The organism is Methanosarcina sp. UBA289 (assembly GCA_002496565.1).
Classification (GTDB): domain Archaea; phylum Halobacteriota; class Methanosarcinia; order Methanosarcinales; family Methanosarcinaceae; genus Methanosarcina.
Map to the genome: position 1 here is coordinate 165150 of DAKJ01000005.1, position 20904 is coordinate 186053.

General features: G+C 42.0%; 21 protein-coding genes. 10 read left to right on the plus strand and 11 right to left on the minus strand.

The features are described 5' to 3' along the window. Positions 1-18: 18 nt before the first annotated feature. Complete coding sequence (locus tag BP549_RS02200) at positions 19-1215, minus strand: methionine adenosyltransferase (RefSeq protein ID WP_292377739.1); 1197 nt, start codon at positions 1213-1215, stop codon at positions 19-21. 477 nt (positions 1216-1692) lie between these two features. Between BP549_RS02200 and hisG the strand changes: the two genes are divergently transcribed. From hisG to BP549_RS02230, 6 genes are all read left to right on the plus strand, one after another. Next, complete coding sequence (gene hisG / locus BP549_RS02205) at positions 1693-2562, plus strand: ATP phosphoribosyltransferase (RefSeq protein ID WP_292376827.1); 870 nt, start codon at positions 1693-1695, stop codon at positions 2560-2562. 77 nt (positions 2563-2639) lie between these two features. Further along, positions 2640-3377: a 1-(5-phosphoribosyl)-5-[(5-phosphoribosylamino)methylideneamino]imidazole-4-carboxamide isomerase gene (gene hisA, locus BP549_RS02210; protein WP_292377741.1), complete on the plus strand. Its 738-nt coding sequence runs from the start codon at positions 2640-2642 to the stop codon at positions 3375-3377. Positions 3378-3532: 155 nt separating this feature from the next. Continuing rightward, positions 3533-4108, plus strand: a complete 576-nt coding sequence (gene hisB, locus BP549_RS02215; protein WP_292377742.1) for an imidazoleglycerol-phosphate dehydratase HisB — start codon at positions 3533-3535, stop codon at positions 4106-4108. 326 nt (positions 4109-4434) lie between these two features. Next, on the plus strand, positions 4435-5076 hold the full coding sequence (locus BP549_RS02220; RefSeq protein WP_292377743.1) for an NAD(P)H-dependent oxidoreductase: 642 nt from the start codon (positions 4435-4437) through the stop codon (positions 5074-5076). 211 nt (positions 5077-5287) lie between these two features. Beyond that, on the plus strand, positions 5288-6079 hold the full coding sequence (locus BP549_RS02225; protein ID WP_292377746.1) for a nicotinate-nucleotide pyrophosphorylase: 792 nt from the start codon (positions 5288-5290) through the stop codon (positions 6077-6079). An 82-nt stretch (positions 6080-6161) separates the two neighbouring features. Next, positions 6162-6953, plus strand: coding sequence for a Rossmann-like domain-containing protein (locus BP549_RS02230; RefSeq protein ID WP_292377747.1), 792 nt, complete (start codon positions 6162-6164; stop codon positions 6951-6953). 196 nt (positions 6954-7149) lie between these two features. On the opposite strand, the gene BP549_RS02235 is transcribed toward BP549_RS02230, so the two are convergent. Beyond that, positions 7150-7305, minus strand: a complete 156-nt coding sequence (locus BP549_RS02235; RefSeq protein WP_292377748.1) for a hypothetical protein — start codon at positions 7303-7305, stop codon at positions 7150-7152. Positions 7306-7574: 269 nt separating this feature from the next. On the opposite strand from BP549_RS02235, the gene BP549_RS02240 reads away from it, so the two are divergent. The 3 genes from BP549_RS02240 (at position 7575) to BP549_RS02250 (ending at position 10048) form a co-directional block, all read left to right on the plus strand. Beyond that, complete coding sequence (locus tag BP549_RS02240; protein WP_292377750.1) at positions 7575-8078, plus strand: hypothetical protein; 504 nt, start codon at positions 7575-7577, stop codon at positions 8076-8078. A 308-nt stretch (positions 8079-8386) separates the two neighbouring features. Then, positions 8387-8830, plus strand: coding sequence for a cytochrome b5 domain-containing protein (locus tag BP549_RS02245; protein ID WP_292377751.1), 444 nt, complete (start codon positions 8387-8389; stop codon positions 8828-8830). Between the two features lie 483 nt (positions 8831-9313). Then, the gene (locus BP549_RS02250) at positions 9314-10048 is read left to right on the plus strand and encodes a class I SAM-dependent methyltransferase (RefSeq protein WP_292377753.1); all 735 of its coding nucleotides are present in this window, start codon (positions 9314-9316) and stop codon (positions 10046-10048) included. 311 nt (positions 10049-10359) lie between these two features. Here the strand turns inward: BP549_RS02250 and BP549_RS02255 are convergent, their stop codons facing one another. The 7 genes from BP549_RS02255 to BP549_RS02285 all read right to left on the minus strand — a co-directional run bounded on the left by BP549_RS02255 (position 10360) and on the right by BP549_RS02285 (position 17601). Beyond that, a complete protein-coding gene (locus tag BP549_RS02255) occupies positions 10360-10695 on the minus strand; it encodes a PKD domain-containing protein (RefSeq protein ID WP_292377756.1) in 336 nt (111 codons plus the stop codon). A gap of 875 nt (positions 10696-11570) precedes the next feature. Next, positions 11571-12872: a formylmethanofuran dehydrogenase subunit B gene (locus BP549_RS02260; protein ID WP_292377759.1), complete on the minus strand. Its 1302-nt coding sequence runs from the start codon at positions 12870-12872 to the stop codon at positions 11571-11573. Between the two features lie 2 nt (positions 12873-12874). Next, positions 12875-13264, minus strand: coding sequence for a molybdopterin dinucleotide binding domain-containing protein (locus BP549_RS02265; RefSeq protein ID WP_292377762.1), 390 nt, complete (start codon positions 13262-13264; stop codon positions 12875-12877). Positions 13265-13274: 10 nt separating this feature from the next. Continuing rightward, positions 13275-14180 carry a formylmethanofuran dehydrogenase subunit C gene (locus tag BP549_RS02270; RefSeq protein ID WP_349682318.1) on the minus strand — a complete coding sequence of 302 codons (906 nt, stop codon included), beginning with the start codon at positions 14178-14180 and terminating at the stop codon, positions 13275-13277. Positions 14181-14184: 4 nt separating this feature from the next. After that, positions 14185-15939 carry a formylmethanofuran dehydrogenase subunit A gene (locus BP549_RS02275; RefSeq protein ID WP_292377764.1) on the minus strand — a complete coding sequence of 585 codons (1755 nt, stop codon included), beginning with the start codon at positions 15937-15939 and terminating at the stop codon, positions 14185-14187. Next, positions 15940-16980, minus strand: a complete 1041-nt coding sequence (locus BP549_RS02280) for a 4Fe-4S binding protein (RefSeq protein WP_292377765.1) — start codon at positions 16978-16980, stop codon at positions 15940-15942. A gap of 18 nt (positions 16981-16998) precedes the next feature. Next, complete coding sequence (locus BP549_RS02285; RefSeq protein WP_292377767.1) at positions 16999-17601, minus strand: FmdE family protein; 603 nt, start codon at positions 17599-17601, stop codon at positions 16999-17001. A 1018-nt stretch (positions 17602-18619) separates the two neighbouring features. Here BP549_RS02285 and BP549_RS02290 point away from each other — a divergent pair. After that, a complete protein-coding gene (locus BP549_RS02290; RefSeq protein ID WP_292376811.1) occupies positions 18620-18859 on the plus strand; it encodes an MTH865 family protein in 240 nt (79 codons plus the stop codon). A gap of 125 nt (positions 18860-18984) precedes the next feature. On the opposite strand, the gene BP549_RS02295 is transcribed toward BP549_RS02290, so the two are convergent. Together BP549_RS02295 and BP549_RS02300 are read right to left on the minus strand one after the other, a co-directional pair. Then, a complete protein-coding gene (locus tag BP549_RS02295) occupies positions 18985-19674 on the minus strand; it encodes a type IV pilin (protein WP_292377768.1) in 690 nt (229 codons plus the stop codon). A gap of 98 nt (positions 19675-19772) precedes the next feature. Next, complete coding sequence (locus tag BP549_RS02300) at positions 19773-20630, minus strand: DUF5803 family protein (RefSeq protein ID WP_292377794.1); 858 nt, start codon at positions 20628-20630, stop codon at positions 19773-19775. Positions 20631-20904: the final 274 nt, after the last annotated feature.

A 20904-nucleotide genomic window follows, 5' to 3' on the forward strand; every position in this document is an offset into this window, starting at 1 on the left:
CATAAATATCTATCTTATTTAGAAAGTGTTTAATTCTCCTTTAATTACCATCTCGGTAATCTTTGTCACATTGGAAAGCCAGTCATCCATAACAACTTCGGCTTCGGCTTTGACCTTCGCAAAAGAAGTGCCTTCTTTAGGAATAATCTGTGCACTTGCTACAAGTGGCTGGTCAATTGGTTTTCCGATCTGGGAAAGCAGCCTGATATAAACGTCCTGGACTTCAGGAACCTGCTTTACAATATCGCGTGCCATCTGGGTTGAAAGGAGGTTGTAGATCTTGCCTATGTGGTTAATCGGGTTCTTTCCGCTGGTAGCCTCCATACTCATAGGCCTGTTTGGCGTAATAAGTCCATTACAGCGGTTTCCACGCCCTACCGAGCCGTCGTCTCCCATTTCAGCTGAAGTGCCTGTAACTGTGAGGAAAACACATTTTGTTTTCAAATTATCTCCGGTGTTAATGCAGACCTTCACATCGCGCTCAGTATACCTCGGGGCGAGTTCTTCAACATATGTCTGCATTTCCTGGATCATATTTATATAGCTGTCAAAGTCGTCAATGTATCTTCCGATCATGCCGCTGCATATTGTAAGGGTTATATCCTCTCCATCCCTGAGCCCCATGACCTTCATATCTTCTCCGATTGCAGGCATGCGTGACTTAAGGTCTGTGAGCAGTTGCCTTTCGGTATTATATACGAGGTTTTCAAGCTCGGAAAATGGAGCGTGCCCAACACCGAATGAGGTATCATTTGCAACTGGAACTCTGTCTCTTTTGAAGACATCTCTGAGGTCTGAAGACCCTGTTCCGAGTTTGCAGTCCATGATAACATCTCTTTCGAGATCCATATTTACAAGGGTATTCTTAAGATATTGTCTGGCAGCTTGTAGGGCCACAGAATCGGTAGCAAGCTCGACCCCTTCGAACTCCTTTGTTGCCCTGCCTACTAGCAAAATATATATTGGCTGCAGGATTTCCCCGCCCCCGAATTTGGGACTGGATCTCCCGGCTACAATCTGGGTTTCGTCGGTATTATGGTGAAGTACGGCTCCACATTTGCTTATGTATTCCCTGCATAGTGCGCGACTTACAGCCTCGGCAAGTCCATCTGATATGCTGTCAGGATGCCCTATCCCTTTACGTTCTACAAGCTCTATCCGTTGCTTCTCAATAGGGGTTTGGAAGAGCTCCTCCACTTTGATATTCCGGGCCATTTGGATCCTCTTTTTTCAAAATCGATAATAGTTTTATTATTAAATGTTGATGTTATTGATTTACTATTTTTCGGTCAGTTGTATCATCAGTCTGCTATTCTTAGCACCCTGTTCTGATCAATTCTTCTGTTGCTATGACATTAATAATATTTATAACTCGAGAGCAAGTTTCTATTAAATTACTATGCCTATATAATTTTTCCTCTGCGTTCATTACTGAAAGTAATAATTTCTCTAAAAACAACTTCCTATAAATCGATTTTACCTTCAATATTAAACGCTTACTCCTGCCTCTCTTAATTAATTAACAATGAATTGGCTTTTTATCTATGACCCTGCCTTTCTTAAAGGAAAACTTCCATGAGATCTTACCGTGAAGTCTATATTAGACAAGAGTATTCTGGATAAATGTTTTTACTTGGATGAGCTTACCCGAGGAAATATTTCTCGGCAGATTACTAATAGAGGACATAACAGATGATTCGCGTTGCAATACCCAATAAAGGGCGCCTTTACGAACCCACAATCTCTATTTTCAAAGATGCAGGGCTCCCTGTCAGTGGAGGGGCTGAAAGTCGAAAGCTTTTCGCAAAAACTACAGATCCGGATATCCATATTCTCTTCGCCAGGGCCGCTGATATCCCTGAGTACGTACAGGACGGAGCTGCAGACGTTGGTATTACAGGCATAGATCTGATTACGGAAAGGGGAGCAAAGGTTGAAACCCTCTTGGACCTTAAATTCGGGAAAGCTAACCTTGTCCTGGCAGTCCCTGAGGATTCTGATTTCCAGAAAGCCCAGGATCTTGAAGGCCGAAAAATCGCAACTGAGTTTCCGGAAATTACAAGCCAGTACTTCAAAAAGCTTGGAGTAAACGTTGAGGTTATAAAGGTCAGTGGAGCCTGTGAAATGACTCCACACGTGGGGATTGCGGACGCAATCGTGGATATCTCAAGTTCCGGAACCACCCTGATGATAAACCATTTAAAAGCTATTGACACCGTTTTTTCTTCCACAGTCTACCTGATCGCAAATAAAGAAAGCCTCAAGACAAAGGAAAAAATTCTGGATATCAAAACTGCACTGGAAAGCGTGCTCAATGCAAAGCAGCGGCGTTATCTTATGATGAATGTCCCCGAGTCATCACTCCAGTCAGTAAAAGAGGTCCTTCCAGGAATGTCAGGCCCAACGGTTATGAAGGTCGAATCCAGTAAATTGCCCGGAGAAGACATTCTTGCAGTTCATGCGGTTGTGGATGCAGACCTGATTTTTACCATTGTAAATAAGTTGAAGAAAGTTGGTGCACGTGACGTTCTTGTCGTACCTATCGAAAGAATAATGCCCTGAAGAAAAATGACCTGAAAATGAGGCTTCAGGAAAGATAAATAAAAGAGAGTTCTCTAAGACGTGTCGGAGATGTGACTTTGGTTTTTGAAGTGATTCCTGCGGTGGATATGAGGGGCGGAAAATGCGTTCAGCTTGTTCAGGGAATACCTGGAAGTGAAATTGTATCCCTTGACGATCCTGTTGAAGTCTCCCTTGACTGGGTTAGAAAAGGGGCAAAGACCCTTCACCTGGTAGATCTGGACGGAGCAATTGAAGGAGAGCGCAAAAATGCCCCTATAATTGAAAAAATAGTCAATGCCTGCCGAGAAAAAGGGGTGAGAATTCAGGTTGGAGGAGGCATTCGAAGCTTTGAGGATGCAGCTTCTTTGCTTGAGCTTGGGGTTTCGAGGGTGATTCTTGGAACTGCTGCTCTCCAGAACCCGGAACTTGTAAAACAGCTCTCCAGTGCCTTTGGAAAAGACAGTGTAACCGTTGCCCTGGATGCAAAAAACGGAAAAATATCAATAAAAGGCTGGACTGAGGAATGTGCACAAACTCCTGTAGAAATGGGCAGAAAGTTTGAAGAACTTGGTGCAGGTAGTCTGCTTTTTACAAATATAGACACTGAAGGACTTTTGCAGGGAGTAAATCCTGCCCCTACAAAAGAACTTGTAGAGTCTGTCAGTATTCCTGTAATCGCATCCGGAGGAGTAAGTTCTCTGCAAGACCTGCAGGTTCTGAAGAATACCGGAGCAGCAGGAGTTGTGGTAGGCAGTGCTCTTTACACAGGCAGGTTCACACTTGAAGCTGCGATTGAAACAATCCTGCATGAGTGAAATGAACCTTGTTTTTGTTTTTTGGCAGAGCTTTTGACATATTTTTGGCATAATGCGTAATTATACTTCTTCAATCTTCCGCAAAAGCATTGAGAAAGAATTAACAGGCAGCTAGATAGAAAGTATTTATAAATTTAAAGAGAATGTGGTGCTGTATGAGAACAGGCAAAATTTCCCGCAAGACAAAAGAGACTGATATCCAGCTTGAACTGAACCTTGATGGCTCAGGGATTGCCGATATCAATACAGGGATTGGGTTTTTTGACCATATGCTTACTTCTTTTGCAAGACATGCAGAATTTGACCTTAAGGTACATGCGGATGGTGACCTGTATGTCGATGAACATCACCTTGTGGAAGACACAGGAATAGTTCTCGGAAAAGTGCTTGCTGAGGCGCTAGGAGATATGGCAGGAATTGCTCGTTTTGGAGAAGCCAGAATTCCAATGGACGAAGCCCTTGCCGAGGTTGCCTTGGATGTAGGCGGGCGCAGTTACCTTGTCCTGAAAGCCGAATTTACAGCTCCTCAGGTGGGACAATTCAGCACCCAGCTTGTAAAACACTTCTTCGAAACACTTGCCTCAAATGCAAAAATTACTATCCATGCAAGTGTCTATGGTGATAACGACCATCATAAGATCGAAGCTCTCTTCAAGGCTTTTGCCTATGCTATGAAACGAGCTGTAAAAATTGAAGGTAAAGAAATAAAGAGCACTAAAGGACTTCTATAACGCCGTGTCCCATCACCCTAGTTCCGTCACCCTAGTTCCGTCACCCTAGTCCCGTCTCGGGAGGACGGTGCCCTTTTCGCTCACTTCGTTCGCTCAAGAGGGCTGAGTTATAGAACAGAAGTCTTTCGCATTTTCATACTTTCTGCAGTTGCTTCCTCTGAACCGAGTAGACGCAGGATATACATCAAAACTTGATTTAATGTATAATTTTACCTGATTCTGTAGATTTAGCATAGTTTTTTCGTTTCCTGTCTCCTCAAAAGTTAGGCAAGCTAACTTTTTTATTCCTGAAAATGAATTTTATAAATGGAATTTGGGGGAATGAAATGAAAATTCTTTATGTTTACGCACACCCGGAACCTAAATCTTTTAATGGCGCTTTAAAGGATACAGCTCTTGCTGCCCTGCAGGAGAAAGGACATGAAGTGAAGCTCTCAGATCTTTATGCAACGAATTTCAATCCTGTACTCAATGCGGGAGATTTTACCGAAAGAAAAAAACCAGATATCTTCAAGCCGTTCTTTGAAGCGATCCAGGCCTACAAAACAGGGGCTTTTGCGCCTGATATTAAAGAGGAGATGAAAAAAGTAAAATGGGCTGACCTTCTGATTTTTCAGTTTCCGATTTTTTTCACTTCCATGCCAGCTATAATGAAAGGCTGGATTGATCGCATCCTGGCTCCTGGGTTTGGATTTAATCCGGTTACTAACAATGTCTACGATACCGGACTCTTTAAAGGAAAATCCGTAATGCTTGTTACAACTACTGGAGCTCCGAAAGAAATGTATTCTGAGGGAGGAGCCCACAGAGACTTGAATAAGCATCTGGAGTCGATAACTCACTGCATTTTTGAATATATGGGAATGAAAGTGCTTCCATCTTATATCATTTACGAAGTGGGCAGCATATCCAGGGAAAAAGGAACTGAAATATTGGAAAATTACAGGCAGAGAGTATTTGAATTTTGAATGGGAAGGATAACATCTTTCTTTTTTTGAGAATTCAGAGCTGGTGAGCAGCCCAAACATTCCAACTACTTTTGTAACGTTTTCACCTATATTTTATAAAAACCTATATTAACCGTTATGTATGTTCAGACATATCACAAAAGTCCACATACAGATATGGATCTAAAGATTTGCTCTAAGGAGCTTATGAAGGGAATTTTTGAGGTAAAGTATGATAGATTTTTTTGAGTTTTATTTTTACGAGGATTGCCCCTATCAGGATGAAAGCGCAGAACTGCTAGGGCTTGAAGGCAGAGGAAAACTGAGGATAATTTCAAGAGAAAATGGAACTTGCGCCTGTGCCGGCGACCTGGCAGAATATTATGAAAGAAAAAATCTGAAAGCTTTGAATTTTCTTCGAGATGGGGAGCCTTTCAAGCCTGGGGATACGATTTTTGAAGCCGAAGGAGACCTTAAACTCCTGTTCAAATTTTGGAGGGTTTCCCAGACATTTCTCTCCCTCATGTGCGCTATTGCCACAAAAACAGCATCTATGGTAAGCTCAGGCAGAAAGGCAAATCCTGACCTTATCATTGCAACAAGCCGAAAGACCCACCCCGGGTCCCGGATATTTGAGCTTAAAGCCGTCCGGGCAGGTGGAGGAGATATTCACCGAAACTCCCTGAGTGATTCCATCCAGATAAGCCAGAATCATCTGGATGTTGCCGGAGAACTGGGAAAACTCAGGTCTATGAAAAAGATAGAAATCGAGCCCAGAACGAAGGAAGAAGCATTTAGATATGCCGGAATATCGGATATCATGCTCCTTGACCACCTTTCTCCGGAAGAAGTTCAAGAACTCGGGCCTGAACTTAAGAAACTCAACCCGAAACTCGAACTTGCAGTCGGAGGAATTGAAGCATCCAAAATTCCTGAATACGCTCCTTTTGTCGATATTATTGTCATAAGCGCTCCCTATTATGCAAATCCGCTTGACTTCACAACGAAAATAGAAAGGATATGAATCGAGGAAAAAAGAGAAACGGAAGGAGAATATGAAGAAGAGATCTCCATCAAAAAACAGAGTTACGGAGGAAAATAGAGGTATGGAAGAGTATAGTGTAGTAGCAGCCCTCATAAACGAACTCAGGCAGAACTTAGGGTCTGCCCTTGAAGAAATAAAAGTCGAAGATGTCCGCATAGGCCTTGCCTACACCGGAGTCCTGATTTCCGGAAATTACGGAGGTGTTGCCTGCACTCCGCTTTACGAATTTTCCGGTTGTCCTGCTCTGGGTTTTACGGAAACCATAAAAGGCAAAACTGCGGATAAAATGCTTGAACTTGCCCTGTCCGAAAATCCACTTGAAGCCGCGGTCGGGATTGCAACCGTAAATGCGCTTTCCCAAATGTTGAGAGAGCTTGAACCTGAGAACTTTACTGTATCAAACGTAGATGTCCTTGATCTTATAAAACCCGGGGATCGGGTTGCAATGGTAGGCTATTTTGGTCCCCTTGTCCCGAAGATCCTGAAAATAACCGAGAAATTCACGGTCCTCGAAAAGCGTGAAATCGAATCTCCTGAAACCCGGACTCTATCTTCGGAAAAAGCCAGAGAAGTCCTCCCTCAATCGGATGTGATAATTATCAGTGCGAGTACTCTTGCCAATAGGACTTTTGACGAACTCCTTTCCCTCCGGGGTACAGCAAGGGAAGTTATCCTTCTCGGCCCAAGCGCCCCTCTTTACCCTACTCCATTTTTCGAGAGAGGAATTACTGCATTAATGGGAACCCGAATTCTTGATCCTATGATTATGCTTACTTTGGTAAGTGAAGCAGGAGGAACAAAAAAATTGCATCAGTGCTGCGGAGCAAAGGTTGCGTTTAGAAGAAGCAAATAAAAAGAAAGGGAATTATTCTTGAGGGAAAAAAGGTATAAATAGCCTGAAAAATCTTTGGAAATCTCTGGCAAAGTAAAGCTTAAAAAATAACTGTGAGCGCTTAATGATCAGCAACGATAAAAGCCCTAAGGTAACCATTATTGAAATCAAGCCTGGAGTTTGATTGGTTGTCTTGTTGTCAACCGTTTCCTCTTCGTTATCCAATACGTTGGTTTATTATAAGCATCGTTCGTCGAGTGGCTATGGATCCGGAATTATTTTTGACTTTCTCGAAGATCTGAAGGTCATAGTCCGGTAGGTCATAGTCCGGTAACGGAAGATCCTCCTCATCCGGTTCCCATATAAAAACCACAGGTACCTCCCTTATACCTTCCTGCGGTTTGCAGTAACTATCAATTTTCTGATGAATCTCGCCAATTCTTGAGTCGCCTACTTCTTTTATGCAGTAATTTATGGGAAAACTACTACATTTTCTGGCTTGCTCTCTAGCATCTTCTGACCGGTTGCTCTCCGCAAGGCTAACCCTCTGAGAGAATACGGGTATGTACTCACGATTATGAATAAAAAAGGCCTTATAAGAATTAGAGACAATATTAACGCTTATCTAGGGGAGTGATTAACGTGGTGCAGAATGAGCAATTGTATGATAAGATCAAGGAAGCTGTTAACGCTATTCCGATGAAGATTGGCTTTGAGAACATAGATGGAATTTCTGAGTATGTTACAAAGCGCGTTTTAGTTGGATATGCACTTGTCCAGTATACAGTACAAGAAAAGGATTTAGGCAACAGGGAATTTACGAAGACATTTGTTAAATCAAATCCAGTATATCAAGATGGCTCAGTCAGTGGTATTTACGGTGTTGACACTTATATCGGGAATGAGGAAACTGTAATTGGTATTGTGCCGGCTACAGGTCCAACGTATGGAATTTTTGGGTTAATGCCTCTTGATGACATATCACTCGAGCAAGTCGCTTCACTTTCGTTTAGTCACTTTGGCAAAGACAAGTTTTTAGGATTCGAATATGAGGGTGTTGAACATCCCAACTGGATTAGTATGCTTCGTGAAAAGTGGATAGAGAAAGTATATGATAATGAAAAGGATCGTGAGCTGTGGGGTTAACTACGAGGATAAGGGGCAAAAAGTCAAAGAAATTTAATTCGGGGGCTTAGAAACTAAGCAAGCCTCCTATCTTGCTTTCGTTATCGATGGAATTAAGACGCGGAGAGAATCAGCAGTTCTGGAGATACTCCACATAAAGGTGATAATGTAATCTCTACATGGAATTTACAAAATAATCTACAGTGCCAGGATGTAATTGGAATTTACTCAACGTTTAACTTTTTCTTTGCCTGCTGTTTTATCGTGCATTGAACTTTTAACTGGTTTTGAATCTGCGAAATCATTTCAGGATACAACAGTCATATTGTATGGGTGAAATAGTGAGAAAGGCGCTGATTATACTGATAGTATTGCTTGGCGTGTTCCTTGCAATAGGATGTGCGGGAAATAAACCTGTAACTCCAAATGAAACAGGAACCCCAGAAAAGGCTGTAACTCCTGCTCAAGCAGTTACTCCAGCTGGAGAAAAAGCAACGGAAAGGCAGATTGCAACTGAAATGCATAATGTGACCGAGAAATCGAAGACAAAGGAATATACACTTAAAGAACTGGCAGAATACAACGGTGAAAATGGGAAGGCATACGTTGCCTATCAAGGCCAGGTCTATGATGTTTCTGACAATGATATTTGGATAAATGGTAGTCATAAAGGATGCAAAGCTGGGACAGACCTTACGGGAAAAATGGACAAAACACCACACGGGTCTAAGATATTAAAGGGTTATCCTGTCATCGGGACTTTGAAGAAATAACATAACTCTGCAATCTAAGGTTAACTAGGGTTCTCTAAAATTCACAATCAAACTGAAGCTTATTTCTATTTTTTTCCCATAATTAAGGTGAATAATGATTTCCAAAAGTATATTTTATTTCCTATTTAATCTTAGATTTAGGTCATAAATGAGAAATAATTGTAAATTACGGAATTCGACAAAGAAATGGCTACAAGTCTTCTCTGAGTGAAGAAATAAAGACAAGGCTATATTTTTACTAATATTAATTGAACTCGTAAAATGAGGGGCATGGGGCAATAAAATCAAAAATTAAGGCTTATCAGTTACCTAAATGGAATATAACTGATTAACATACTGCATTTTTATTAACGAAGCAACAAAAATTTATTTAAGCCATTAAATAGGCTTTATTGGCTTTTAAATGATTTATATATTTGGGGATCGTATAAAAATATATATAAAACGATGTAGAAAAAAACGAGATTTGGGGGTACAAAATGTATGTTTGGGGAGAATGAAAAAAACTTGTCCAAACAAAAGAACTTCTGGATAGAGTTTTTCGCAGGTAGGAGAGATGGTGGCCACAGATCTTCGGCTGAAGAATTTCTATCTATGGAAGCAAGAGAAAAACTGTTCCATCTGGATGGGGGCAAAACCCTACTTGACTTTGGATGCGGTGCAGGCGAACTCCTAGTTTACTACGCGCCGGAATATGAAAAGATGATAGGAGTTGATTTCTCAGCATCCATGCTTGACGAAGCAAGCAAAAGAATCAGGGAAAGAAAATGTAGGAATATATCGTTAATCCAGGCTGATGACAAAACAGTCTGGAATAAACTGGAATGCTCCTTTGATCGAATAACCGCAGCTGGAGTACTTCAGTATTTGACATTGCAGGAAATTGATAGCTTTATTTTTAATGCTTCAAATTATCTTAATAAAGGGGGTAAAATAGTGTTGTTCGACATACTAGACCCCAGATTATACCCGTTGTGGAAAATAGGGCTGTTCTCACAGGATGCAAGCTTCTGGAATATTTTACGCAAAATCGGTTTTGAGTTTAAGGTTGTATTAGCGGCAAGCTTGAATAACCGCCCAAGAGACATTCTCGGGTTTGCCCATAACCCAAACACAATTAAAAAAGTAGCTGATAAATATAGCTTTGAAACTACTTTTGTAAAATCAATGTATTATGAGTACAAGTATCATGCAATAATAGAGCAGACTAAAGGATGAAAAACCTCAAGATAAAAGTCTTAAAAAAGGATTATAATAGCTAAATCACTATCTTAATTTTCCCAATCAGACAAATAATGAAGTTACACTACTCATCTTCGGATTTCATATTACTGATCGTGTACCGTCAAAAGTTTTTCTTCAATCAATCTCCACAGTCCTCATCTCCGGCATCAAACACTTATCTTTTCCTTTAAATAAAAATCAAGGGAAAGATTGAATAATAAATGAGGGAGCTGTATCTAAAAATAAGCATAAGGAGCAGAAAATAAATCCTTAACCTTTAACCAAGTGTACTATATTTCGACTACTTATATATTTAGTTTAAATGTGTCTTCACTGTCATCCGTGTTATCAGTTACTGTTAATTGGACTTTATGTAGCTTACAGTTTGTGTATATATGACTTGGATTTTCACTTGTAGACGACTTACAATCTCCAAAAGTCCATAAATATTCGTCTCCCTCGCTACCTGCAGAAGAACATTTTATTGTGTAAGTACACCCAGAAGTCTTAGCAATCTTAGATGTAATACTACAAGAAGCAGCAGCATTTGCTTCTGCGTTTACCGCTGCAGCTGTCAATGATACTACAAAAAGGACTGCTAACAAAATAGCCAGTCTCTTTTTTATTGTTGATTTCCACATTTATCTACACTCCCTATTTTTATTCGATTTGATACAACTTTAAAGCCCTTGTTCTCAATCCACTTTCCACTGGTAGAGGTTCACTCTGAGAGTATCGTTTTACCATGAGCCATCCAACTTTATTTTTGCATGAATTTATTTATTGGTAAACATAGTCTTCATATTAGATGCTGATTTTACATACCAGTGAAAACGATTCCAAATTCTACCAATAAATCATTATTATCAAGGAAATATAATATATAGAATTATAAACTAGGAACCTATAAAAAGTAACAATAGGTGTGGTCTAGCCTGGTTTTAGAAAATATCCACTACTAATGGAGTTTTTAATAATCTCCTACTATTTTTCCGGGATCTCGCAAAATAACTGTCTATTAGTCAATATGACATTAGATTAAAGTTCAAATCTTCGTATACAATACTGAGCAAACAAGTGAGTAAAGATGATAACTGTATAGAAATTAGACAGCTACTATAATTTGAAAACTTCATAATTATTATTAAGAATAAAGTTTGATATCCTCATACATGAAAAAACAGTGAAAACTTGTGCTATTTTAATATAAATCTATATTAAAATAAAAACTTCGTACACAAATTATCAAGTTAAACTTTAATTAATATAATTATTTAATCAATATAATTAATTTATTTATATATAAACTTAAATAAATTTATTTAAGAACGCTGAAAATAATTCTCTGAAAAATATAAATATGGATCTGAAAGTCTCAAAATTAATACTTTAAAAAAGATCAGAAAATTCTAAAAGTTCTTTAAATTCTAGTCAGGAAAGTAGGAGGGCATTTGCCTCCTACTTAAGTTATTTCTTCGTTTTCTCCTGTGATTAGAGATAGAGGGCAGTACAAAATTTACTTCCTCGCTTTTATCTTCTCAAAGAGCTGCTTCAAGGTGTCTTCATTGCTCTTCGTAAATTCGAAGGGCGAAGTCGTAAAAGGTTCGAAGTGAACTGCTACGTCATCAAGCCTGTAGAAAGTTCCATCACATTCCATGGCGTCAATGACTCCCGGGAGTACAACATCCGAAGCAGCTGTGCTTGGGCATGGAGCGATATCCAGACAAACCATGGGGATTTCGGCAAGATAGGAAGCACAGTCTGCAGGGATATGGCACACAAGGTCAGCACACATCACGAGGGCTGCATCCACGTCTTTTTCTCGAAGTACGTCCACGGTTGTAAATTCTCCTGGGTTGTAGCGCGGGAGTCCGCGAGTGAAATCAAGCCCGAAGGGGTAACCGTACATGTAAGAGGCTACCTGGTTAAAACCTGCTACATTGCAGTGACCTCGAAGAGCTCCAAGGGTGAACTTAGCAAAGTTATTAAGTTCCTTTACAAAATTCATGGCAATTTCGGCATTCCTGTGTTTTCCGATGGATGAGGAAAGCCCGAGTCCCACTGAGATAGCTCCGAAAGTGCAGTTCTTCATCATATCGAGCATCTTTTCCATAACAGGAATGGGAACTCCTGTGATCTCTTCTACCGACGGATGGGGAGTTTTTCCGTGAAGCAGGGTCATAAGTGCACTGATCAGTTCGTAGTCCGAGCCGGGTTTGAGCTGCACATGCAGGTCGGAAGCTTCAGCGGTTGGAGTTTTTCTTGGGTCTACAGTGATAACTGTCCTGTCGAAACGCCCGCGCTTTGTCCAGTAACCTCTTGGGAAAACTGCATATCTTGACATCTGTCTCGGCATGGATTCAAGAGGATTGGTTCCCCAGTAGACTAAAAGGTCAGCCCTGTTTTTCTTCTGTCCTTCGGTTGCACCGACTTTTCCGGATTCCTGGATTCCCATAGCTGTTGGCCCGTGGCAGATAGTAGCATTGGAATCAACAATTGCACCAAGGTATTCTCCTATCTTGAGCCCTATTTCATGTGCTTCACAGGAGGTTTCACTGCCCATGAAAAGCAGGGGACGCTTTGCCGAAACAAGGATATCGGCAGCTCTTTCAAGAGCTTCATCCCAGGCTGCGGGGGTCAGTTTTCCTTCGCTCTTTATGAGAGGCTGCCTGAGCCTGTGGGAACTTACAACTTCCTTAAATTTGGCGTTTCCCATCTTACATGCATTTTTTGCTTCAATCTTCCCGTCTCCGAATTCAACCTGGATGTCATCACAGGACGCCCCGCAGACCGGACAGACTATGTTTTTGTAAATCATGCTTACTGCCCTCCGATATATACTTTCAACACTACATCTTCGGCGCTAAGAACCTCATCTTCAGTGGGCTCAATCGTTACCGGGGCGCCCTTATAGAGGGGAGAACCCGTAGAAAGGGTATCAGGATCAATGATAACATTCGACCAGATGGCCCTTGGCATGAACACCTGCCCTGGCTGGACTGAATCCGTACATTTCGTATAAACCGCAATCGAATGTTTTCCGTTCCGGCTTGTTACTTTTACTTTCTCAGGGCAACAGAGTGCTGCAAAATCTACAGGAGAAATCCAGCATGATGCACACTCCGTGATGTAATCATCCGTGAACTTATCCCCGCCTTTGGCAAGCCTGCCTTCATTAATCGTACTTCCTGTAATGAGTATTACTTCCATGCTTCTCACCTCAGAGTTCCGGGTTTGCATCTGCAACCACGTAAAGCGCTCCTTTTGCCCGCTTGCTGATCGCATAGTCCCCTGTGAATTTCTTGAAGTCGCCTATCAGCTCAACCTCACCACATTTGACACTATTTTCCATAGAAGCAAATTCAAAACCTGGAGAGAAGCGCTCGATTTTGCCTCCTATGACTATGGTACCTCCTGCCATTTCAGCGCCTACTGCACGAAGAGCTCCTCCTTTTACGAAGATGAGCCCTCCGTTCTGGCGGATTCCGCAGAAGCTTTCAACATTGCCTTCTACTATGATTTCGCCGCCGTCCATGCCGCCTCCGAGCTGGTGGCGTGCTGAGCCTTCGATGACAATGCGTCCGCCTTTCATGCCGTGCCATTTTCCTCTGTATGCACAGCCCACATGGTCTCCGGCATTGCCTTTAATGTGCAGAAGTCCGCCTGTCATTTCCATGCCTGCCCAGGAATCAGCATCTCCGCAAACGACAATCTCGCCTCCTTTCATCTCGGTGCCTACGTGCATGCCAGCAGAACCTTCAATCTCGATTTTTCCTGCACTCATGCCTTCCCCAATCCTTTTAATCCGCATTGCGTCACCTTTCATGCGGATCAGGGTCTCAGCTGCAGAACTGCCTCCGTTGCCTATTACTTCAAAAAACTCGGAGAGAGGATAGGTCTTTGGTCCCTGCCAGACTTCCAGGTTTCCGATTTCTTCGGCGTTTTTGCCTGCAAAAGCATCAGGAGTTATAACGTCAGCTTCCACTTTGATGTCAATCTCTTTTTTAGGAATAAGCACTACTTCTGCCATTTCTCCAGCACTTTCGCCGGTAAATGAGCCAGGCTTTATAACTACCTCGAGTTTACTCTCAATTTCATTTTTATTAATAAGTACTCCCTCTGTCATTGCTTCACCTCTCACCGTTAACCTTTATGGGAGTCGGGTTTGCCAGATACTTCTCTGGAGTCGGATAGTTGGCAAAGCCCAGGGTGTAATACCTGAACCACTCTTTCACGTCAACCAGCATCTCCTTTTCCCGCTCGTTTTCTACGTGCACTTCAGAATAGTAAGTCCGCTTCTCAGGCAAGGAAACAATTTCCCCTTTAACAGACACGATTTCGCCGTCCTTAACGGTATATTCTGCCTTCCTGAAGGCCTGGAGGAGAGCCTCGTAGTTGTTTGGATCAAGCTGCTGTGGGTTTATATTGTAAACAGTAACGTCTCCATCAGCGCCCACGCCAAGAGAACCTTTCCTGTGCGCCATGCCTATTGTCCGGGCAGGGTTAGCTCTAGTCAGAATTGCAAGATCATATAGGGAAAGTTCCCGGTTTATACCTCCGAGTTCACTCCTGTCGTTTGCCCACTTGTGACACTCACTGAAGGTCTGCTTTCTGAAAGTCTCGGACATGATCCAGGTCATAACCTCAGGATATTTCGTAAATGGCCCACCATTGGGGCTGTCCGTGGTCATAATTGTCTTCCAGGGGTCATTGATCAGCAGGAGGCATTCAAGGCCCATTGCCCACTGCAGGCTGTGTACCGGGTTGGATTTAAAGTAAGTGAAGGGAATGACACCTGACCCACCTTCCATCTCAACGTCAGTATTTGACCACTTGTTTCCTGTAAGCTTGTACATATCCTGAATGGCAGGTCCATCTCCTGTCATAACTGTGGCTTCTCCGAAGGGCGTGCAGCCACTATCGATTACTACATGGTCTTTGTTGTTGATGTAGGCTGCAATATCTTTTACTCCAGATTCACAGTCTCCCCAGGTAGTGCCTGCAAAGCTGTTGAACATCATGTGGGCGAGGTATACGGAACAGTCCCTTGTAGAATCCATTTTGGTTTCAGCCCATTCTACATCCATGTTCTGCCTGGGCTTTACGCCGTCGAGAATTTTGAGGGAGTCTTCAGTAATTGTAAAGCAGCCAGGATGTCCCAGGTTATTTGCATGCAGGTGAAGAGGTACAGGCATACCGAGGAGTTCGTTAATCTCACTAAGCCCTTTTATAGTCTCCCGTGGGGTAATCTCGAAATGGATGTTGGCTTCATCAAGAGAGTGTACGTTTTTACCCCATCCCCAGTTTTCTACTCCTGCAGGGTTGACACACTTAATTCCATAGGACTTGTGAGTTTTCATCATCCAGGCTACATAAGCAGCAGCCTTTTCTATGTCTCCATCCCGGAGATAGCGCATCAAAAAGAAGTTGTTTCCAAGTATCAGGTACCCTCCCATATCAAGAAGCGGAGTAGCACGCATCTCTTCATGGGTATGGCGAGCTTCAAGAGGGGGAATTGCAGCTTCAAAAACAGTTGTGTAACCCATTGCTGCGTAATCGTATCCCTGTTTGTATACCGAAGGGACAGTGTAACCTGAGCCGGAATGAGTAAGTGCAGTCTTCTGGAGAGTTGCCTTATAATGGTCTTCTGGACGCATCGACCTGCCTGCGTTAACCTTTGCACCTGCAACATGAGAGTGAGAGTCTACTCCTCCGGGCATTACTGTCATACCGGAGGCATCAATAACCTTTGCGTTTTTCAATTCGGCTGCAGAAAGCTCTCTTACAATTTTTCCGTCTTTGATAAAGACATCCATTATTTCCCCATTTACTTCATTGAGGGGATCAAAGACGTATCCGTTCTTGATTGCAATTGTTCCTGCCATTTATTCCACCTCTTTTTTTACAAGACGGATCGCATCAACAGGGCAGATAAGGGCGCACGTACCGTCTCCGCCACAGCGTTCCTGGTCTATGACTGTAATTCTCCCGTTTTTAACTCCAAGAAGAGCTTTCTCGTCCATGTTGTTCAGGTGCCCTGCAGCAAGTTCGCGGTCAGAAAGGGCATTCACCGGACAGACAATCACACAGTTTCCACAGCCCAGACATGCATCTTCATCGGTTTCCAGGCGAGTGCGGAGCAGAGCTTCCGGAGCGGAGGCTTCAAGCAGCTTTTTCTCAAGCAAACCCTTTTTCTCCACATCCGGGAGAATTGCAGTTTTTCTGACATCAATAGCATCAACAGGGCAGGCGACCGCACAGGCCCCACAGTAAATGCAGGCATCCGGGCGGTGAGTTATCTTCTCGACTCTTTCTCCGGGCTTAGCTCTTTTGTTAAAAATGGCATTTGCGGGACAGACATCAATACAGGTATGACAGGTCTGGCAGACATCCTCATCCCTGGCCCAGCGTCCTTCAAAGGGTTTTTCCACGGAAATCGCATGCGTTGGACAGACGGCTGCACACCAGCCGCAGTGCACACAGCACTCGGTATCAATATTAGTCTTTCCGACAAGTTTCAGTTTTCCGTCCGTTGAAATTTCACGAGTAACCTCAATACAGCCTTGCGGGCAGATATCCTCACAAAGCCCACAGTGGACACAGCTTTCATTTACTGACGTTGGCTTCATGGCCCTGAAAAGATAGGACATGTCAGTGAGGGTTTTTCCTTCCTGCTTCATTTCAAGAGCACCTGTGGGGCAAACTTTTGCACAAATTCCACAGACAAGGCAGGCTCCACTGTCTTTTATTTCCAGAAAATCAGCATCCAACAAGCCTCTTGTTATAGCTCCCACGGCCCCCACAGCAAGGTTACCTTTAGGGCATGCCTGAACACAGGTCCCGCAGCCGATGCATTTTTCGGGGGAATAAATCAGCTGCTTGTCTTTTTTTTCGGCAAAGACAGACAATCGCATATTATCTTCCATTTTGCTTACCTCTCAACGTTATTCTGTGCATCCACCGCACAGTAGTTCATCATCATGCTGAATGAACATTTCACCACATTTTTTACAGCACTGTATCCGCTTTTTATTTCTAACCGGAACATCTAAGTCCACAAATTTCCAGGAATACACCTTTTCTCCTGCAGCCAGAAGGATGGGTACAATCTCCAGATGAGAAAATTTTTCAGTATTAAGGAACCAGGCGTGGAGTTTGGGATAGTCCTTTGTCTTCTCTGAGTCGAGAAGTATTCGGATCCCTTTTATGCTGGAAGCGCCTTCAGGCGCCTGCTTGTTTACCGTGACCGCCATCTTTCCCCAATTCATGATCTTTAACCCGTTGTTTCCGATAGTAGCTCCGGCAAGGATCTGGAATGGGTCAGGCATGCAGCTTTTCGTTTCGCAGGTCACAAATATGCGTTCCCCGTCCTGGACATCAAGCTCCCTCCTGGCAATATTGAGCATCTGAATGCCGATTAATGCCCCGGAGGTAAGGAAGCCGTGAAAGGGGACCACTTTTTCAATCTGTGATAGCAGCTCAGGGTCCTTTACCTGCTTCAAAATTGTCTCCATCTGAGATTTTTCTTCTTCTGAATTTTTACGCAATGTGTACACCACCGTGGGGTTCACCGTTATGTTTAAATAAACATAACGCTAAAGGTATCGAGTACAGATCGGATTAATGTAATACAGCCGGGTTATTTGGAGGAACCATATTCTCAGGATTTACGCGGTTGAAATGTGAAATCAATAGCATTAGATTTTTGACTGTCTAAAATGCTTATTGAACTGCGACATTTATTATATTTGATTTTGTATTTCAAGTGCATAAGTCCTAATTATTTAAATTCCAACATAACGCAGAAGGATACACTGTATTTATAAGTAACTTTTTTTACAGGAGTTTATTGATTTATAACCTGGAACAGGGGTAAACCTTCTATATAAGGGATAGAATTCCTCGTAATTGGCCGGACACAGAAAAAAAACACCAGCCAGAACTCTACAGCTTTCAGATATGTTAAGTTCAACATATCTATAAATACTGAACAGAACTATTGCACTCAAAATATATAAACAGGTATTTTATAAAATTGTCGATGAAAAGGACTTTTCCTTCAAAAATGGAGTAATCTCAAAACTTTTAATTATAACTGGCAGTCCCCCATAAGAAATACGAACATATTTTTATCCTGAGAATACCTACTTGGAATTTTCAGGCTTCTTCTGTCCTGCGCTTCGGCCTAGGCGGAACAGTCTCGTTTTTGATCGATCTAAATAATTACTAAATAATTACTATCAGAAAGGGCGCTCCTCGTGAAGGATCGATCGCGAACTTCCCTACCGACTGGAGTCCTTCCTGAAAAAATACTTGAATATTTCAGGGTTGCTAAATTCAAAAATATCAAGGATCTCTACCTGAAATATATCATGGAACTTCAGGAAAAGAATATCTCATTTCGGAAACGGTCGCCTATAACTATAAATAATATTATTTAATCTGCGGGGAAAAATAAGCCTGACAGGAATGTAGAAATAAAATGGAAACAGGACTATAAGCAGGAATCAATATTTACAGGCTCTCTGAGGCACGAAATAAAAAGACAGAAATGGGAGGTAAAGGATGAGCGTAAAGGAAGAGGTTTACGAGCAGATAATAGCAATACTTAAAGATGCAAAATTTCCCATAAACACGATGGATGAATTGATTGCTGCCCTACCTGAGGGGCTAGACACCACGTGCATAATAGGTGACGTTGAAGTTACTGCAAGAGAGGCGGAAAGCCTGATTACTGAAAAGGATTTCCCGTTCAAAGATTCAAAACATGTGGCAGATCTACTGATTGAAAGAGCTGGACTGTAACGCTGGACTGTAACTTTACTTGTCAAATTCAATAAAGACAAAAAATAAGGATAATGGGAACAAAATGTACAGAAAAAAGCTCAAATTTAATCATAAAAAGAAAACGGAGTTTGTCCTTTCTTTTTTCATCCTTCTGCATGTTTTACAATAACTCTTTGTTCAGCAATGACATTGCTTCTTTTGGTGTCAATAACCTTAAGGGTAACTTCAGAACCCACCTTGAAGCCGTAGTTGTCAGAGGTATTATAGTCTCCATCCACACTAACTTTTACGCTGGATTTAGTGGCCCCTACTGCACTATCCTGCCCGCAGAGAACAAGCTTTTCTCCGACATTCCATAAGCCGTCTTCAAGAGTGGCTTTGTTATTTACAGGATAGTATGCAGGATTTTTTCCATGAGGAATCAAATCTAAGTAGAGGAGGGAAATGTTTCCTGTAAGATAACCCTTTATACCCGGTTCGAGAGCAGGCCTGTAAGACTTCCCATATCCTGAAATCTTTATGGATATATTATCAAGGGGAAGAGAACTACCTCCTTTGTGTATAAGCATGATCGTATTATTCTCAAAAGTTGCATCTTGACCTTTTCCTGTTTTAGGAAGTCCTCCCTCGCATGATTCAAGTGAAATTTTTGCCATCAGCGGTTGAGAACTTTTGCCTTCTTCGGCAATATTAGAAAAACTGATAGCAATAATACTTGCGAGTACGACCAGAATAAGCAACATAAGAAGGGAACCTATTATCGGAGTTACGGCTTCTGATGTCAATCTAAATGAAAAGAAATGTTTAGCTTGGATTTTTCCCCAGGCTTTCATCAATAAGGAAATATACTCAAACTGTCATAAATAATTTATCAATTTCTAACAAGAGTTGTTATACGGAATAAAATCTGGAGGAAAATATCCTCACAAGGTCATTTCCTTTTCCGCTGTTTCTTTTCATATTCTTTTTCGAGGTCAAGAATTCCTTTAATAGCCTCAAGTTCCTTTCTGCTTTTGGCATAATGTAAAAGTACAAGACCAACTCCGCAGAGTAAGGCTATAACTGCGGCTGAGAATAGCAGGGGCGCTGACTGGGTATAATATTTAACCTGAATAGCCTCTTCCCGACTTCCTAGCTTCGAGGAGATCCACAGGAGAGTTTGCCTTCCTTTTTCGTCATAGGTTATACTAGAAGGCTCAGGCCTTGCTATCCCAAATACCCTGCTACCAGTAACATATCCTTCTGGAAGTACTACACGGATGTATTCGGAATCAGGTTTAATAAATGTAAAACTCTGATCTCCCGAACTCTGGAGAGTATATGCAACAAAACCCGTAACAGGCTCCTTGAACTCCAGGTTTATAACTTTCACACCCTGGATCACTTCCTGATTTAGGGTATAATTAATAGCCGAAGTTTCATTTCTTCTCGAAAGCTCCTCAAAAGTTTGTGGGCTCGGTGTAGTCCCGTTTGCCGGGTTCACAAGCAATACAAAATTTTGAATAGGACTCTCCTCTGAACCGCCACCCAGGATGTCGGGAGGATAGATCTCAAGCTTGCTAGTATTTACTACGATGTTGACAACCTGTACTTTTTTGTCATTTTCCAGCAAATAATATGTGGTGGTATTTGCAAGCGTTTGATTGCTTGATTCGTTCAGATAAATGTCGAATTCATAATTAGAAATATTGCCAGGCTTATCTACGACAATTTCCTTTTTTTGATCCATACAGCCCGATACGAGGACCACCAGCAGGGCAAGGAGCATAAACACAATTTTCGTTCTCATTTTCACAGACAAATTCTCCCTCGAGCTTGAAGAAATCTCTTTTCAACTTGCGGCAGTTTACTCTCTCTTGAGGTAAAGCCTATACAGGGGCTGGAACAGGTCGACATTATCTTATGATTCCTCTTCTTAATAAACAACACGGATAGACATCTCTAAGAAATATGACTAAAAGCTCAATTTCTCAAATAAAAAGAGTAAGTTCTAGGTGACAAACTTCAGATATTGAGCTCTCCGGAAGAATTCAGGAATTTGGCTCTGTAGAAATCCTCTGAAA

Coding starts and splice junctions, on each gene's coding strand:
- BP549_RS02200 (WP_292377739.1), bottom strand. CDS start 1,215: ATGGCCCGGAATATCAAAGTGGAGGAGCTCTTCCAAACCCCTATTGAG.
- hisG (WP_292376827.1), top strand. CDS start 1,693: ATGATTCGCGTTGCAATACCCAATAAAGGGCGCCTTTACGAACCCACA.
- hisB (WP_292377742.1), top strand. CDS start 3,533: ATGAGAACAGGCAAAATTTCCCGCAAGACAAAAGAGACTGATATCCAG.
- BP549_RS02220 (WP_292377743.1), top strand. CDS start 4,435: ATGAAAATTCTTTATGTTTACGCACACCCGGAACCTAAATCTTTTAAT.
- BP549_RS02225 (WP_292377746.1), top strand. CDS start 5,288: ATGATAGATTTTTTTGAGTTTTATTTTTACGAGGATTGCCCCTATCAG.
- BP549_RS02230 (WP_292377747.1), top strand. CDS start 6,162: ATGGAAGAGTATAGTGTAGTAGCAGCCCTCATAAACGAACTCAGGCAG.
- BP549_RS02245 (WP_292377751.1), top strand. CDS start 8,387: ATGGGTGAAATAGTGAGAAAGGCGCTGATTATACTGATAGTATTGCTT.
- BP549_RS02250 (WP_292377753.1), top strand. CDS start 9,314: ATGTTTGGGGAGAATGAAAAAAACTTGTCCAAACAAAAGAACTTCTGG.
- BP549_RS02255 (WP_292377756.1), bottom strand. CDS start 10,695: ATGTGGAAATCAACAATAAAAAAGAGACTGGCTATTTTGTTAGCAGTC.
- BP549_RS02260 (WP_292377759.1), bottom strand. CDS start 12,872: ATGATTTACAAAAACATAGTCTGTCCGGTCTGCGGGGCGTCCTGTGAT.
- BP549_RS02265 (WP_292377762.1), bottom strand. CDS start 13,264: ATGGAAGTAATACTCATTACAGGAAGTACGATTAATGAAGGCAGGCTT.
- BP549_RS02270 (WP_349682318.1), bottom strand. CDS start 14,180: ATGACAGAGGGAGTACTTATTAATAAAAATGAAATTGAGAGTAAACTC.
- BP549_RS02275 (WP_292377764.1), bottom strand. CDS start 15,939: ATGGCAGGAACAATTGCAATCAAGAACGGATACGTCTTTGATCCCCTC.
- BP549_RS02280 (WP_292377765.1), bottom strand. CDS start 16,980: ATGGAAGATAATATGCGATTGTCTGTCTTTGCCGAAAAAAAAGACAAG.
- BP549_RS02290 (WP_292376811.1), top strand. CDS start 18,620: ATGAGCGTAAAGGAAGAGGTTTACGAGCAGATAATAGCAATACTTAAA.
- BP549_RS02295 (WP_292377768.1), bottom strand. CDS start 19,674: ATGAAAGCCTGGGGAAAAATCCAAGCTAAACATTTCTTTTCATTTAGA.
- BP549_RS02300 (WP_292377794.1), bottom strand. CDS start 20,630: ATGAGAACGAAAATTGTGTTTATGCTCCTTGCCCTGCTGGTGGTCCTC.